General features: G+C 28.5%; 16 protein-coding genes. All 16 read left to right on the forward strand.

Features of this window, described 5'->3' with window-relative positions; genetic code table 11:
• Positions 1 to 72: 72 nt before the first annotated feature.
• The 16 genes from I2A66_RS00630 (at position 73) to nrdR (ending at position 15,335) form a co-directional block, all read left to right on the forward strand.
• Positions 73 to 1,446: a UDP-N-acetylmuramoyl-tripeptide--D-alanyl-D-alanine ligase gene (locus I2A66_RS00630; protein ID WP_122638394.1), complete on the forward strand. Its 1,374-nt coding sequence runs from the start codon at positions 73 to 75 to the stop codon at positions 1,444 to 1,446.
• A 37-nt stretch (positions 1,447 to 1,483) separates the two neighbouring features.
• Entirely contained in the window at positions 1,484 to 2,449 is a 966-nt protein-coding gene (gene mraY / locus I2A66_RS00635) for a phospho-N-acetylmuramoyl-pentapeptide-transferase (RefSeq protein ID WP_122638393.1), read from the forward strand.
• Positions 2,450 to 2,466: 17 nt separating this feature from the next.
• A complete protein-coding gene (gene murD, locus I2A66_RS00640) occupies positions 2,467 to 3,828 on the forward strand; it encodes a UDP-N-acetylmuramoyl-L-alanine--D-glutamate ligase (RefSeq protein WP_147515601.1) in 1,362 nt (453 codons plus the stop codon).
• A gap of 41 nt (positions 3,829 to 3,869) precedes the next feature.
• Entirely contained in the window at positions 3,870 to 5,021 is a 1,152-nt protein-coding gene (gene spoVE, locus I2A66_RS00645; RefSeq protein ID WP_122638391.1) for a stage V sporulation protein E, read from the forward strand.
• 14 nt (positions 5,022 to 5,035) lie between these two features.
• Complete coding sequence (murG, locus tag I2A66_RS00650) at positions 5,036 to 6,268, forward strand: undecaprenyldiphospho-muramoylpentapeptide beta-N-acetylglucosaminyltransferase (RefSeq protein WP_122638390.1); 1,233 nt, start codon at positions 5,036 to 5,038, stop codon at positions 6,266 to 6,268.
• Positions 6,269 to 6,340: 72 nt separating this feature from the next.
• The gene (gene murA / locus I2A66_RS00655) at positions 6,341 to 7,594 is read left to right on the forward strand and encodes a UDP-N-acetylglucosamine 1-carboxyvinyltransferase (protein ID WP_122638389.1); all 1,254 of its coding nucleotides are present in this window, start codon (positions 6,341 to 6,343) and stop codon (positions 7,592 to 7,594) included.
• Positions 7,595 to 7,773: 179 nt separating this feature from the next.
• Positions 7,774 to 8,508: a cell division protein FtsQ/DivIB gene (locus tag I2A66_RS00660; protein WP_195250782.1), complete on the forward strand. Its 735-nt coding sequence runs from the start codon at positions 7,774 to 7,776 to the stop codon at positions 8,506 to 8,508.
• 25 nt (positions 8,509 to 8,533) lie between these two features.
• A complete protein-coding gene (locus I2A66_RS00665) occupies positions 8,534 to 9,259 on the forward strand; it encodes a DUF881 domain-containing protein (protein WP_243113289.1) in 726 nt (241 codons plus the stop codon).
• Positions 9,249 to 9,956, forward strand: coding sequence for a DUF881 domain-containing protein (locus I2A66_RS00670; protein ID WP_122638387.1), 708 nt, complete (start codon positions 9,249 to 9,251; stop codon positions 9,954 to 9,956). Before I2A66_RS00665 ends, I2A66_RS00670 begins: the two co-directional genes overlap by 11 nt.
• Before the next feature lie 60 nt (positions 9,957 to 10,016).
• On the forward strand, positions 10,017 to 10,370 hold the full coding sequence (locus I2A66_RS00675; protein WP_147515599.1) for a small basic family protein: 354 nt from the start codon (positions 10,017 to 10,019) through the stop codon (positions 10,368 to 10,370).
• A 105-nt stretch (positions 10,371 to 10,475) separates the two neighbouring features.
• Entirely contained in the window at positions 10,476 to 11,627 is a 1,152-nt protein-coding gene (gene ftsZ / locus I2A66_RS00680) for a cell division protein FtsZ (protein ID WP_122638385.1), read from the forward strand.
• A 333-nt stretch (positions 11,628 to 11,960) separates the two neighbouring features.
• On the forward strand, positions 11,961 to 12,797 hold the full coding sequence (locus tag I2A66_RS00685; RefSeq protein ID WP_122638384.1) for a sigma-E processing peptidase SpoIIGA: 837 nt from the start codon (positions 11,961 to 11,963) through the stop codon (positions 12,795 to 12,797).
• A gap of 38 nt (positions 12,798 to 12,835) precedes the next feature.
• Positions 12,836 to 13,570, forward strand: a complete 735-nt coding sequence (gene sigE / locus I2A66_RS00690; RefSeq protein WP_122638383.1) for an RNA polymerase sporulation sigma factor SigE — start codon at positions 12,836 to 12,838, stop codon at positions 13,568 to 13,570.
• 88 nt (positions 13,571 to 13,658) lie between these two features.
• Positions 13,659 to 14,432 (forward strand): RNA polymerase sporulation sigma factor SigG, encoded by a 774-nt coding sequence (gene sigG, locus I2A66_RS00695; protein ID WP_122638382.1) that lies wholly within the window; start codon positions 13,659 to 13,661, stop codon positions 14,430 to 14,432.
• A 139-nt stretch (positions 14,433 to 14,571) separates the two neighbouring features.
• Positions 14,572 to 14,841 carry a YlmC/YmxH family sporulation protein gene (locus tag I2A66_RS00700; protein WP_122638381.1) on the forward strand — a complete coding sequence of 90 codons (270 nt, stop codon included), beginning with the start codon at positions 14,572 to 14,574 and terminating at the stop codon, positions 14,839 to 14,841.
• A gap of 35 nt (positions 14,842 to 14,876) precedes the next feature.
• Positions 14,877 to 15,335 (forward strand): transcriptional regulator NrdR, encoded by a 459-nt coding sequence (nrdR, locus tag I2A66_RS00705; protein WP_122638380.1) that lies wholly within the window; start codon positions 14,877 to 14,879, stop codon positions 15,333 to 15,335.

Below are 15,335 nucleotides of genomic sequence, written 5' to 3' on the forward strand. Positions count from 1 at the left end.
ATATATACATTGCCTTTTATTAAGATGAGTTGTAAAATAATAAGGCATATAGAAAAATTAAGGAGGAGTGGTATGGAAAATCTAACAGTTAAAGAGTTAGTAATTGCGACTCAGGGTAAATTAGTTTTAGGAAATGAAGATAACATAGTAAATGATGTTGTTATAGATAGTAGAAAAGCAAATAAAAATAATGTATTCGTAGCTATCATTGGAGAAAACCTAGACGGACATAACTTTATGCAAAGTGCATATGATAACGGATGTAGAACTTTTATAAAGAATAAAGAATCGAAAGTTGAAATTAACCACTCAGATATTAATCTTATAGAAGTTAAAGATACAGAAATAGCTTTAGGAAATGTTGCAAATTATTACAAATCAAAATTCAATATACCATTTATAGGTATAACTGGTAGTGTTGGAAAAACAACTACAAGAGATATGGTATATGCAGCTGTATCATCTAAATTTAATTCATTAAAAAATGAAGGAAATCTTAATAATCAATTAGGTGTACCTCTTACGTTATTTGAATTAAATAAAATGCATGAATGTGCAGTTATTGAAATGGGAATGTCAGGTTTTAATGAGATAGAGCATTTAGCAAATATCGTAAATCCTAAAATTGGAGTTATATCAAATATAGGTTTATCTCATATAGAAAGACTTGGTTCACAAGAAGGAATATTAAAAGCAAAGATGGAGATAACAACAAATTTTGATTCATCAAATACTTTAATTGTAAATGGAGATGACAAGTTTTTATCAACATTAAAAGATAAAGATCATGTTTATACATTAAAAACATTTGGATTTAATAAAGACAATGATATATATTGTGAAGATTTCAACATGGGAGAAGATAATATAACTTTTACATGTGTAATAAATGGAAATAAAGAAGAAATATATGTACCAGCGGTAGGTGAACATAATATATATAATGCTATGGCAGCTATACTTTGTGGTATGACCTTAGAAATTCCTTTAGAAAATATAAAGGAAGGTTTAAAAAACTATAAAGCGACAAAAATGAGATTAGACATAGTTAAAACTGATAACTTAACTATAATAAATGATACTTATAATGCTAGCCCAGATTCTATGAATGCTGGACTGAAAATTTTAGGTAGATATAAAGAAAGAAAAGTTGCTATACTTGGAGATATGTTTGAAATGGGAGAACATGCAGAGTATGGGCATAGACTTGTTGGTAAATCGGCAATAGGAAATACTGATGTATTAATAACAATAGGAGAAGACTCTAAGTTTATAGGAGAAGAAGCCCAAAGTTTAGGATTTGATTCAAATAATATACATCACTTTGAAACTAAAGAAGATGCAATAAATAAACTTGATAATTTAATACAAAAAGGAGATGTAATATTAGTAAAAGCATCTAGAGGTATGAAATTAGAAAAAATAGTAGAATATTTAAATAAGTAAACAACGAAAAGAGAACAATGACAGGGAGAGGAGTTATATTATGTTAGGAATAAAGGAACTTACTTATACAGCAATGATTTCATTTCTAATAGTAATTATATTAGGACCAATATTTATACCGATGTTAACTAGATTTAAATTTGGGCAAACAGTTAGAGATGATGGACCAAAAACACATTTACAAAAAAATGGAACACCTACAATGGGAGGCGTTCTTATAATAATAGCTATACTTATAACAGGACTTACAAGAAGTAATATTAGCTCAGATATGGTAATAGGGCTTTTATGTGTAGTAGGATTTGGATTTGTAGGGTTTGTAGATGACTTTATAATAATTAAAATGAAAAGATCATTAGGATTAAAGCCATGGCAAAAAATAGTTATGCAATTTGCACTAGCTTTATATGTTTCTTACTACCAATACAGTTCATCACCAAGTGCGACACAACTTATAATACCTTTTACAGATGCTGTAATAAACTTAGGTCCATTATACATACCAATAATGACATTTATGATAGTTGGTATAGTAAATGCAGTTAACTTAACTGATGGTTTAGATGGATTAGCATCAGGTGTAACAGTAATAGTTGCAGGATTCTTTATGATATTTGCAGCTTCAATATCAAATACAGATGTAGCAGTTCTTGCTGCAGCAACAGTAGGTGCTTGTATAGGGTTCTTAGGATTTAATGCATATCCTGCAAAAATATTTATGGGAGATACAGGCTCTATGGCATTAGGTGGTGCAGTTACTGCTTTTGCTATTTTAACAAATTCTATGCTTGTATTTGTTTTAGTTGGAGGTATATATTTTGCAGAAGCTTTATCTGTTATGCTTCAAGTTGGATATTACAAATTAACTAAAAAGAGAATATTTAAAATGGCTCCAATACATCATCACTTTGAACAATGTGGATGGCCAGAAACAAAGGTTGTATTCACATTCTGGATAGTTACTATAGTTCTAGCTTGGATAGGAGTAGTAGCAGTATTCTAATTTTGGAGGGAAATAAAGTGGAACTTAAAAATAAAAAAGTTTTACTAGTAGGTTTAGCGAAAACTGGAGTATCTACAATAAAATATTTAGATAAACTAGGAGCTAAAACGATTGTAAATGACATAAAAGAAAAAGCACAATTAGAAGAAATATTAGCACAATTAAAAGATATAAAAAATGTTGAATATATATTAGGGTATCATCCAGAAAATGTTGATGATATAGATATGGCTATAGTGTCTCCAGGAGTTCCCCTAGATTTACCTTTTATATGTAAACTTAAAAATAATAATATAAAGATAATTGGTGAGGTAGAACTAGCATACAGATTATCTAAAAATAATCCTACATTTATAGGTATAACAGGAACGAATGGTAAAACTACAACAACTAGTATAGTAGGAAAAATATTTAAAACGGCTAACAAAGATACTTATATAGTTGGTAATATAGGTAATCCTGTAATAGATACAGTAGATTCAACTAATGAAGATTCAATCTTAGTAACTGAATTAAGTAGTTTCCAATTAGAGAGTATTGATGAGTTTAGACCAAAGGTAAGTGCATTTTTAAATGTTACTGAAGATCATATGAATAGACACCATACTATGGAAAATTATATAGCTGCAAAATCTAGAATTTTTGAAAATCAAAAAGAAGAAGATTTTACAATTTTAAATTATGACGATACTATAGTTAGAGATTTATCACAAAAATGTAACTCTAAGGTTATTTTTTTCTCTAGAAAAGAAAAATTAAATAAAGGAATATATCTAGATGAAAATAATAATATAATTATAGATATAGACAAAAAAATAGTACTTATGAATGCTGACGAATTAAGTTTGCCAGGTGAACATAACCTTGAGAACTGTATGGCAGCAATAGGAATAACTTATGTTAGCAATATAGATTTAAGTATTATAAAAGATGTATTAAAAAACTTTAAATCTGTAGAGCATAGACAAGAGTTTGTAAGAGAATTAAACGACATAATATTTGTAAACGACTCAAAAGGAACGAATCCTGACTCCACTATAAAAGCGATTAAATCTTATAAAAAAAATATAGTTTTAATTGCCGGAGGTAAAGACAAAGGAAGTAGTTTTGATGAACTACTTGAAGCTGCAAAGAGTAATGTTGTTGCATTAGTTCTTTTAGGAGAAACAGCTCCTAAGATAGAAATATGTGCAAAAGAAAAAGGATTTGAAAAAATATATAATGTAAAAAATATGAAAGAAGCTGTAGAAAAATCTTATGATATTGCTCAAAGTGGTGATGTAGTTTTACTTTCACCAGCTTGTGCAAGTTGGGATATGTACAGTAATTTTGAAGTAAGAGGAAAAGACTTCAAGGATAATGTAAACAATTTAAAATAGCCTCTTAACGCCACACAAATGCAAAGGGAGGTAAGTCTTAAATGCCTAAAGAAGGTTTGAAGCCTAAAGAATCAGGTTTAAAAAAACAAATCAAAAAAGGAATGAAGACTGAATTTGATCCAGTAGTATTTTATACTACTATGACATTAGTATTTATAGGCATAGTAATGGTGTTTAGTGCTAGCTATATTCAAGCTGCATTTAAACACCAGGATGCCTTTTATTTTTTAAAAAGAAATGTAATATACGCTGTCTTAGGTTTTATAGGAATGATGATAACATCAAGGATAGAGTATACATTTTGGAAGAAGAATGCTACTAAAATAGGTATATTAGCAGTAGTTTTATTAGTATTAGTTTTAACACCTTTAGGTATAGAAGCAAACGGAGCAAAAAGATGGTTAGGTGTAGGTGGAGCAACTATACAACCAGCAGAGATTGCTAAGTTTGCCAGTATATTAATAACTGCAAAATTAATTGAAAAAAAATATGACAATATAAAATCTTTGACAAAAGGTGTTTTACCACTTCTTATAGTTCCAGGTACTTTCTTTATACTTATAATGGGTCAACCCAATATGTCAACAGCAGGTACTATAATATTAGTTACATTTGTAATGTTATTTGTAGCAGGAATGAATATGAAATTTGTATATACTATGATAGCACTAGGAATAGCTGCATTTGCAGGATTAGTACTCTCAGCTCCGTATAGATTAAAACGTGTATTATCATTCCTAGATCCATTCCAAGACCCACTAGGATCAGGGTATCAAGTAATCCAAAGTTTATATGCCATTGGTTCTGGAGGTTTATTTGGACTTGGACTTGGTAAAAGTAAGCAAAAATATTTTTACATACCAGAACCACAAAATGACTTTATATTTGCTATAATAGGTGAAGAATTAGGCCTTGTAGGATGTATAGTAGTGATGATGTTATTTGTAATATTAGTATATAGATGTATAAGAATAGCATTAAAATGTCCAGATATATTTTCTTCTATGGTTGTTATAGGAATAGGAGCTCAAATAGGAATACAAGCAGCTTTAAATATAGCTGTTGCCACATCATCTATGCCAGCCACAGGAGTAGCATTACCTTTTATAAGCATGGGAGGAACATCATTAACCATACTTATGGGGGCTGTAGGTATAGTGTTAAACATCTCAAAGCATGTCAAAATTAACTAACAGGAGATGATTCAATGAAAATTTTATTATCAGGCGGAGGTACTGGAGGACACGTATATCCAGCAATCGCTATTGCCAACAGAATAAAAGAGGCACACCCTGAAGCAGAAATTTTATTTGTTGGTACAGAAAAAGGAATAGAATCAGAAATAGTTCCTAAATATGGGTATGAATTAAAAACAGTAACAGTACAAGGTTTTAAAAGAAAAATAGATTTTGATAACGTAAAAAGAGTATTTAAATTATTTAAGGGATTAGAGCAATCTAGAAAAATTGTTAAACAATTTAAACCAGATGTTGTAATTGGTACGGGAGGATATGTTAGTGGTCCAGTACTATTTAATGCGGCCTTAAAGAAGGTTCCAACAGTAGTTCACGAACAAAACTCTTTCCCTGGAGTTACTAATAAAATACTTTCAAAAGTTGTAACAACTGTTTTAACTAGTTTTGAAGATTCTCATCAAAGATTCCCTGAAGCTAGTAGAGATAAATTAGTTCTTACAGGAAACCCAGTAAGAAAAGAAATATTAGTTGCAAGAAAAAATATAGCAAGAAAAAATATTGGTATAAGTGAAGAGAAAAAGATGGTACTTTGCTACGGGGGTAGTGGAGGATCAGAAGAAATAAATGAAGCAATGAAGTTTGTAATAGAAAATATGGTTAAAGAAGATATAGCATTTATATTTGCAACTGGTAAGTATTATTATGAAGATTTTGCAAAGAGTATAGAAAACTTAGACCTTAAGCCATATCAAAAAGTTGTTCCATATTTAGAAGATATGGCAAATGCATTAGCTGCCAGTGATTTAGTCATAGGTAGTGCAGGGGCTATATCATTAGCTGAAATAACAGCTTTAGGAAAGCCTTCTATAATAATACCAAAGGCATATACTGCAGAAAACCACCAAGAGTATAATGCAAAGAGTATAGAGTCAAAAGGTGCAGGAATCGCTATACTAGAAAAGAATTTAACTCCAAAAAGTTTAAACAGTGCAGTATTTAAACTATTAGGTGATAGAGAACTTTTAATAGATATGGCAAATGCAAGTAAAGAAATAGGCAAGCCAGAAGCTATAGATTTAATTTACGATGAGATTATGAAGATTTATAATAAAGGAAATAAATCTAAAGTTTCTAAAGAAGAAAAAATAGAAAAAAATGAAGAAGCAAAGGAATCAAAGGAAGAAAATAAAACTAGCGATGATTCAAAATCTGAGCACAAAGTAATAGGAATAAAGAAAAAGTAACATATAACCCCTCTAGTACATAGACTTTAAATATAGGCATTTTATTTAAATCTACTGCTAGGGGGGTTAACTTTGTCTAGGTATATAATAAATGGAGGCAATAAAATAGAAGGAACTCTAAAAATTAGGGGAGCAAAAAATGCTATATTACCTATAATGGCAGCATCAATACTAAATGAAAATGTTAGCATTATTCATAATGTACCTTTTATAGCTGATGTGCTTGTTATGATAAAAATACTAGAAAGTATAGGATGCAAGATTGAATATAGTGAAGACACCTTAATTATAGATAGTTCAAATATAAATTTCCATAAAATTAATGAAGAATATGTAAGAAAAATGAGGTCATCAATAATTATTATGGGTGCTATGATAGGAAGACTTGAACATATAGAAATAAGTCATCCAGGAGGTTGTGCAATCGGTCAAAGACCAATAGACTTACATTTAAAGGCATTAAGGGCTCTTAATGTTAATATAGAAGAAAGTAATGGAGTTATTAGTTGCTATAGAGAATGCCTAAAAGGAAATATAATTAATTTTGAAAAAAGAAGTGTAGGAGCAACTGAAAATGCCATGCTAGCAGCAGCAAGAGCTACTGGTACAACTAAAATATACAATCCGGCTAAAGAACCTGAGATAGAAGACCTACAGAATTTTTTAAACGCTATGGGAGCTAAAGTTAGTGGTGCGGGAACTGACTATATTGAAATTGAAGGCGTAAAAAATTTAGGTAGAGTAGAATATAGTGTAATACCCGACAGAATAGCTATAGGAACATATATGGTTGCTAGTGCTATAACGGGTGGTAGATTAGAGGTTGAAAATGCTATAAAAGCGCATATGGAGCCTATAAGTAACGTATTAAGGGGTGCGGGTTGTGAAATAGAATATACAAAAAGTGGACTAATTATGGTTGCACCAAAAGTTATAAAAGCTGTAGACTTAATAAAAACATCACCTCATCCAGGTTTTCCAACAGATATGCAGTCTCAAATGATGGCTTTGATGACATTATCTGATGGTATTACGGTATTTTTTGAAACTATATTTGAGAATAGATTTATGCATTGTAGCGAACTTAAAAAAATGGGAGCAGATATAACTTTAGTAAATGCTAATATATGTAAGGTAAGAGGTGTAAATCAACTTTATGGAAACAAAGTTAAGTCTACAGATTTAAGAGGTGGAGCAAGTCTTATTATTGCGGCATTAGCAGCTAATGGCGAAAGTGAAATAGATAATATATACCATATAGAACGTGGTTATGAAAATATAGAAAAAGTACTTAGAGATCTAGGTGCAGATATTAGGAAAATATAAAGGCTCGAAATAGAGCCTTTTAATATATAATAGAATAAAAAGTAGTTTAAAATAGGACAATCTTATTTATTGTAAAAATAAGATTGAAATTGCTTTCGAAAGTATAGTTTATTATGTAGGGAAATATGATAATAAGGTTGTATTTTATAATATGCTACTTTTTTATAGGAGGTGAAGATTTGAAGAAGCAAAAAAGAAAAATAAGAACAGATAGAGTGATGATTATTTTACTATGTGTTTTTATGTTTTCTATAGGATTAGTAACCTTATTAAAAAGCGATTTATTTAATTTGACTAAAGTTGAAATAGTAGGCAATAGCGTATTAAAAAAAGATGAGGTAATAAATGAAGAAAAATTAATCACTAAAAAAAATATATTTAGTTACAAATTAAAAGATATAAAAAAAGAGATACAATCAAATCCTTATGTAGATGATGTAGAGGTTAAGCGTAAACTTCCAAACAAAATAGTAATAACAATAAAAGAAAAAGAAGTTATAGCACTATTATCAAATGGAACAGATTTTTGTTATATAGATAATAGTGGAAACTTAATTGAAAAAATTGATAATTTATATGAAAATAATGATAAAATAGTATTTAATGTGAAGTATACTTTAAATAATGGGACTGTTAAATTTGAAAATGATAAAGTTAAAAAAAGCGTTTTAAATTTAATAGCATTATTAAAAGAAGAGCATTTAGAAAATGAAATATCAGAAATTGAATACACAGGTTCTAATGTAAATATTATAGCAAATATTGGACCTAAATTTTTAATAATAAATGATGATAACTTAGATTATAATATATCTAGAACTAGCAAAATACTTGTAGATTTACAAAGTAAAAATATAAAAAGTGGTATTGTAGATTTAACTTATAGCAATTACGCAGTATATAAACCTAGTTAATAAGCAGCAATGAGGAGTGATTAATTTGCACAAAAAAATACCTTATAAAAGTTTAATTATAGTCACTACTATATTAGGAATTTTTATAAGTTTACAATTAAGAAGCATAAATATAGAAAATAATGGAATGACAACCCTCAAAAAAGGAGAACAATTAGCTCAAGAATTAAAATCATTAAAAAAAGAAGAAGCTGATTTACAAGAAGAAATATATGAAATACAAAATAGCATAGATAGCTATAAAAGTGATGAAGATGGTAGTAATGATGATAGTATAAAATCAGAAATTAAAAAATATGAAGAGTTAGCAGGATACACTGATGTAAAAGGGGAAGGAATTAAGGTAACTATTAAATCTACAAATAATAATTTAAATGATAATTCTTCAAATAATATATCTTATAATTATGACATATTATTATCTCTTATAAATAAATTAAATTCTGCTCAAGCAAATGCTATATCAATGAATAATCAACGAATAGTGCATGATTCGTATATACATTTAAAGGAAGATAAACTATACTTAAATGATAGTATTATAAAAGAGCCATTTATAATAAAAGCAATAGGAAATTCAGACACATTAGCATCAGCCCTTCAAATTAAATATGGTATTGTCTGGGAAATAGAAAAATATTATAATGCTAAAGTTACTGTAGAAAAAAGTGAAGATCTAAAAATAGAAGCATCATCAGAAAGAAAATATTTGGAAGATAATAGCGAGTTAATTGAAGACGATGAAAATTAATAAGTATAAACTACAAACAAAAAAGATGCTAATAATATTAATTGCTTTTATGATAGGGATATTTATTTCTACTTACATAAAGTCTATGAATTCAAACAATGTATATATAACATTGAAACAAAAAAGGGAAATTGAAGAGGAAATAAATGATATTAAGCTTGAAATTGAAAATTTAAAAGAAAAAAAAGATAAGTATGAACAAAGCCTAAAAGTATATGAGCATGTTGATGAGGATGAAAATAAATCAGTAGAAGAATTGATGAATGATGAACTAAAATATTTAAAAGAAATAAGTGGATATTCAGATGTTAAAGGAAATGGAATAATTATTACTATGAAGGACAGCGAAAGAGAGTTATCTAGTGGTGAAAACCCAAATGACTTACTTATTCATGATATAGATATATTGAGAGTTATAAATGACCTAAGAAAAGCAGGGGCAAAAGGGATATCTATAAATGATGAAAGAGTTCTACCAACAAGTAAAATAAAATGTTCAGGTGCAACAATTACAGTAAATGAAACAACATATGGACAACCATTTATAATAAAAGCTGTAGGAGATATAGATTCCTTAAAGGCAAGTATAAATTCTCCAGAGTCATATGCAAGTTTACTGAAGGAAGTATATGGGATTTATATAAATGTAGAGGAAAAAGATTATTTAGTAGTAAATTTTTACGAAAAAAACAAATAAAAGTATAAAAAGCTTGAAAAAAAGAACTATTTCAAAGTAAAATAAAGAAGGTGAGTATTTATGTTATGGATACTAGGAGGACTAGCACTAGGAGTAGTTATTGGTTATTATATTCCATTTACTTATCCTATGGATTACTCCCTTTATATGTCGGTGGCAATACTTGCAACGCTAGATTCAATCTTTGGTGCAGTAAAGTCAACTTTTGAAGGTAAATATGATAATATTATATTTATAACAGGTTTTATTGGAAATTCATTATTAGCTATATTTTTAACTTATATAGGTGATAGACTGGGGATACCAATTTACTATGTTGCAATATTAGTATTTGGTTCGAGATTATTCGACAATTTATCTATAATAAGAAGACATGTTATATTAAGGTTAAGTAATAAAAAAAGAGGAAAATAAGTATTTTTATGGAATAAGTTAGTGAAATGTTAACAAATTTTGTAGATTAAATGATATAATTATTACATAGATTTACTTTGAATCGTAAAATAAGGAGGTTTATAAATGCTAAACTTTGACGTAGAATCAGATAATTTTGCGCAGATTAAGGTAATAGGTGTAGGTGGCGGCGGAAATAACGCAGTCAATCGAATGGTAGAAGCACAACTTAAAGGTGTTGAGTTCATAGCAATTAATACTGATAAGCAAGCTTTATATACATCTAAAGCTGAATATAAAGTTCAAATAGGAGATAAGCTTACTAGAGGGCTTGGAGCAGGGGCAAACCCTGAAATTGGGAAAAAAGCAGCAGAAGAGAGTAAAGATGAAATTGTAAAACTACTTGAAGGTGCGGATATGGTATTTGTTACTGCCGGTATGGGTGGTGGAACAGGTACAGGAGCAGCTCCATTAGTTGCTCAATTAGCTAAGGAAATGGGGATACTTACAGTAGGTGTTGTTACAAAGCCTTTCGTATTTGAAGGCAAAATAAGAATGAAGAACGCTGAAAGAGGTATAGAGGATTTAAAAGCTAACGTAGATACATTAATAACTATACCAAATGATAAGTTATTACAATTAGTACAAAAGAATACTTCTATGCTAGAAGCATTCTCTATAGCTGATAATGTATTAAAGCAAGGTATACAATCTATTTCAGATCTTATAGCAGTGCCAGGTTTAATAAACTTAGACTTTGCCGATGTTACTTCTATAATGAAAGAACAAGGTCTAGCTCATATGGGTATGGGTAGAGCAGTAGGAGAAAATAGAGCTGTTGAAGCTGCTAGAGAAGCAATACAATCACCATTATTAGAAACTTCTATAAAGGGTGCTAAAGGAGTACTACTTAACATAACTGGTGGTTCTAACTTAGGTTTATTTGAAATAAATGAAGCATCTACATTAGTTCAAGAATCATGTGATCCAGAAGCTAACATTATATTTGGGGCATCTATAAGAGAAGACTTAGGAGATGAAATAAGTATAACTGTTATAGCAACAGGTTTTGAAAGTAATCAGCTTCAAGATATGAGAATAAATGATACTATAAGTAAGTTTACTACTAAGCCAGTTGAACCTGAAGTAAAAAAAGTAGAAGTTCAACAAGTTCAAGCTGAACCAGTTAAGGAAGTAGTTACAGTTAAAGAAGAGCCTAAAAAAGTTGAAGAAGATGATGATATGATAATCCCAACTTTTTTAAGAAGAAGAAGATAATTTAATCTATAAAAGTATGAGATGACTTAAGTCATCTCTTTTTTATGCAAATAAAAGGTAAAATGATACTTAATAATAATAAAATTTATTTTATTAGAACAAAAATAATAAGTATTTTATAACTATTTTATACTAATATATAAATTATTCTACAGGTTTATTCTACCTATAAAGACTATTGATACTGTATACATAGAAAAATAAATAGTAATGGGGTGAGTTATGAATGATTTTATATATTTTAAGAGTTTACTTCGACTGTTAAAACTGACAGAAATTTCTAAATGAGTGAAGTATAATGAACTAAAGGTTTATATAGAGGAGGAGCATGTAATGTATATTGATTCTTATATTATAGAAAACCTACTAATAAATTATATTATTATAAGTTGTACTTCTATTCTAACAAAAAATTTAAATAGTAGAATTCAAAAAATTTTAGGTTCAAGTTTAGGTGCTATATACTCAGTTGCTTATGTTCTACCATCGTTAAAAGTTTTATTCACTATACCATGTAAGTTTATATTTATTTTAATAATTACATTGATATCATTTAAATTTAACAACAAACATGAATATATAAGAATTCTTATTACATTTTATATAGTAAATATATTTATCTCAGGAAGTACTTATTTTTTGATTTACTTTACAGGAATTAGTCATGTGAAAATATCTTTCTTAATAGCATGTGCATATTTTAGCTGTAAGCTTCTTCAATACATATATATAGATATAAAAACGCTTAAGCATATAAAAGAATTTAACAAAACGATAAAAATAAGTTTACTAGGTTGTAAATGTGAATGTGAAGCTTTATTAGATAGTGGAAACTTTTTAAAAGATCCAATAAGTAAAAGCGATGTAGTTATAGTTAAGTCTAAAGTTCTAAAATCCTTATTACCAGATAAGGATCTTGATTATGATTATGAGGATATTAATGTAATGAAAGTTGATGAAATTATTAATGACTTAGATGATGATCTATCTGCTAGAGTAAGATTAATTCCTTATAAACATGCTGGTAGTAGTCAAGCTAATATGATTTTAGGATTTAAGGCAGACTACTTAGAAATAGATGAAAAAAAAATTGGCAATGTAATTATTGGAGTATCAAATTTTAAGGATGATGAATATAGTGCAATATTGAATCCAAGTATTTTATCATAGTCAAAATAAACTTAATATACTAAAGGGGGAAGAGACCAATGAAGTCTTTATTAGTAAAATTTAGGGCAAAGTTTAGAGGTATAATTTTAAATGTAGGTATAAAATTAGGAATCATAAAATCAGATAGTGTATATTACATGGGTGGAGTTAATGTTTTACCACCACCACTTAAACCAGAAGAAGAAAATGAACTATTACAAAAACTAGAAAAAGATGAAAGTGTAAAAACAACACTTATTGAAAGAAACTTAAGACTAGTTGTATACATATCTAGAAAGTTTGAAAATACAGGTATAGATGTTGAGGATTTAATATCAATAGGAACAATAGGACTTATAAAAGCAGTTAATACTTTTAAACTCAATAAAAACATTAAGCTTGCAACATATGCTTCTAGATGTATAGAAAATGAGATATTAATGTATTTAAGAAAGAACAATAAGAAGAAGGTAGAGGTATCTTTTGATGAGCCACTTAATGTAGATTTAGATGGAAATGAACTTTTACTTTCTGATGTATTAGGAACAGAAAATGATGAGATATATAAAATTATTGAAGAAGAAATTGATAAAGATTTATTGATTATGGCATTAGATAGGCTTTCAGATAGAGAAAAGCAAATTATGGAATTAAGATTTGGTTTAACTAATAAGGGTGATGAAAGAACTCAAAAGGAAGTAGCTGGAATGCTTGGAATATCTCAATCCTATATATCTAGATTAGAAAAGAAGATAATATCAAGGTTAAAAAAAGAAATGAAAAAATTTGTATAAGTCAAATAATTTCTGCTTAAAAGTATAAAAATAATACATGTGTAAATAATTTCATATATAACAAACTTTTAAGAGAGGACTGAAAATTATGCAAATTAATAAAGTTGAAATCTGTGGTGTTAATACATCTGAACTTCCAGTTCTTAAGAATAATCAAATGACAGAGCTTCTTGTTAAAATAAAAAATGGAGATGAAGAAGCTAGACAACAATTTGTGAGAGGAAATTTAAGATTAGTTTTAAGTGTCATACAAAAGTTCAATAACAGAGGGGAAAATATAGACGATTTATTTCAGATAGGATGTATAGGACTTATAAAAGCTATTGACAACTTTGACTTAAGTCAAAATGTAAGATTTTCAACTTATGCAGTCCCTATGATTATAGGTGAAATAAGAAGATATTTAAGGGACAATAATCCAATAAGAGTAAGTAGGTCATTAAAAGATATTGCATATAAGGCATTACAAGTTAGAGAGAGACTAGTTAGATCAAATGCAAAAGAACCTACAGTGTCAGAAATAGCAAAAGAGCTAGGATTAGAAGTTGAATCAGTAGTAATGGCTTTAGATGCAATACAAGATCCAATATCACTATTTGACCCAGTATATCAAGACAACGGAGATGCCATCTTTGTTATGGATCAAGTTCAGGACAAGAAAGATACAGACGAAAATTGGCTACAAGAAATAGCCTTAAAAGAAGCTATTAAAAAGCTAAACAGTAGAGAAAAATTAGTATTGGACCTAAGATTTTATAAAGGGAGAACACAAATTGAAGTAGCAGATGAGATAGGAATATCTCAAGCACAAGTATCAAGAATAGAGAAAAACGCACTTAAAAACATGAGAAAATATATATAAAAAAATTTAAAGAGCATGTCTAAGGCTTAATTCACATAGCATATTAATATAAGGAAGTACATATTAAGTGAATTAAATACTTTGACAATGCTCTTTTTTTTAACTAAATATTTATTTTTTATGGGAGGGAGATTATAATATGATGAGAGTATCTGATATAATGGACAAAGAGGTTATTAATATTAAAAATGGAAAGAAAATGGGGTTTATAACAGATATAGACCTAGACATTAATGAAGGTAAGGTAGTATCATTTAGTATATTAGGAGATTCAAGAAACTTCTTTTCAAGAGGAAGTGAAGAAGAAGTTGTATTCTTTAGTGATATATTAAAAGTTGGTTGTGATACAATAATAGTAAATTTAGGATCAGATATTAATTTAGATGAGTTTAATATAGACAAGATATAAGGCAATAATAGGCTTAAAAACTAAGGAGGAATAATATGCAGTGTCCATATTGCAATTATAAGGAATCAAAAGTTGTAGATTCAAGACATACAGATAGTAAATCAATTAGAAGAAGAAGAGAATGTGAATCTTGCAAAAGTAGATTTACAACTTATGAAAAAATAGAAACAACACCGATAATGGTTATAAAAAAAGATAATACAAGAGAATACTTTAGTGGTGAAAAAATAAAGCATGGAATACTAAAAGCATGTGAAAAAAGACCTGTGTCTATTGAACAAATAGATGAAATTGTATTTTTTATAGAAAATGAAGTTAATAAAAATTTTTCAAGCGAAGTTGATGCCAAAGCAATTGGTGAAATGGTAATGGAAAAATTAAAAGATGTAGATGAAGTATCTTATGTTAGATTTGCATCGGTATATAGACAATTTAAAGATATAAATACTTTTGTTAATGAATTGAAAAATATACTAATCGAGAAGGAAGACTAA

This window comes from Romboutsia sp. 1001713B170207_170306_H8 (assembly GCF_015550495.1).
In the GTDB taxonomy this organism is placed as follows: domain Bacteria; phylum Bacillota; class Clostridia; order Peptostreptococcales; family Peptostreptococcaceae; genus Romboutsia_E.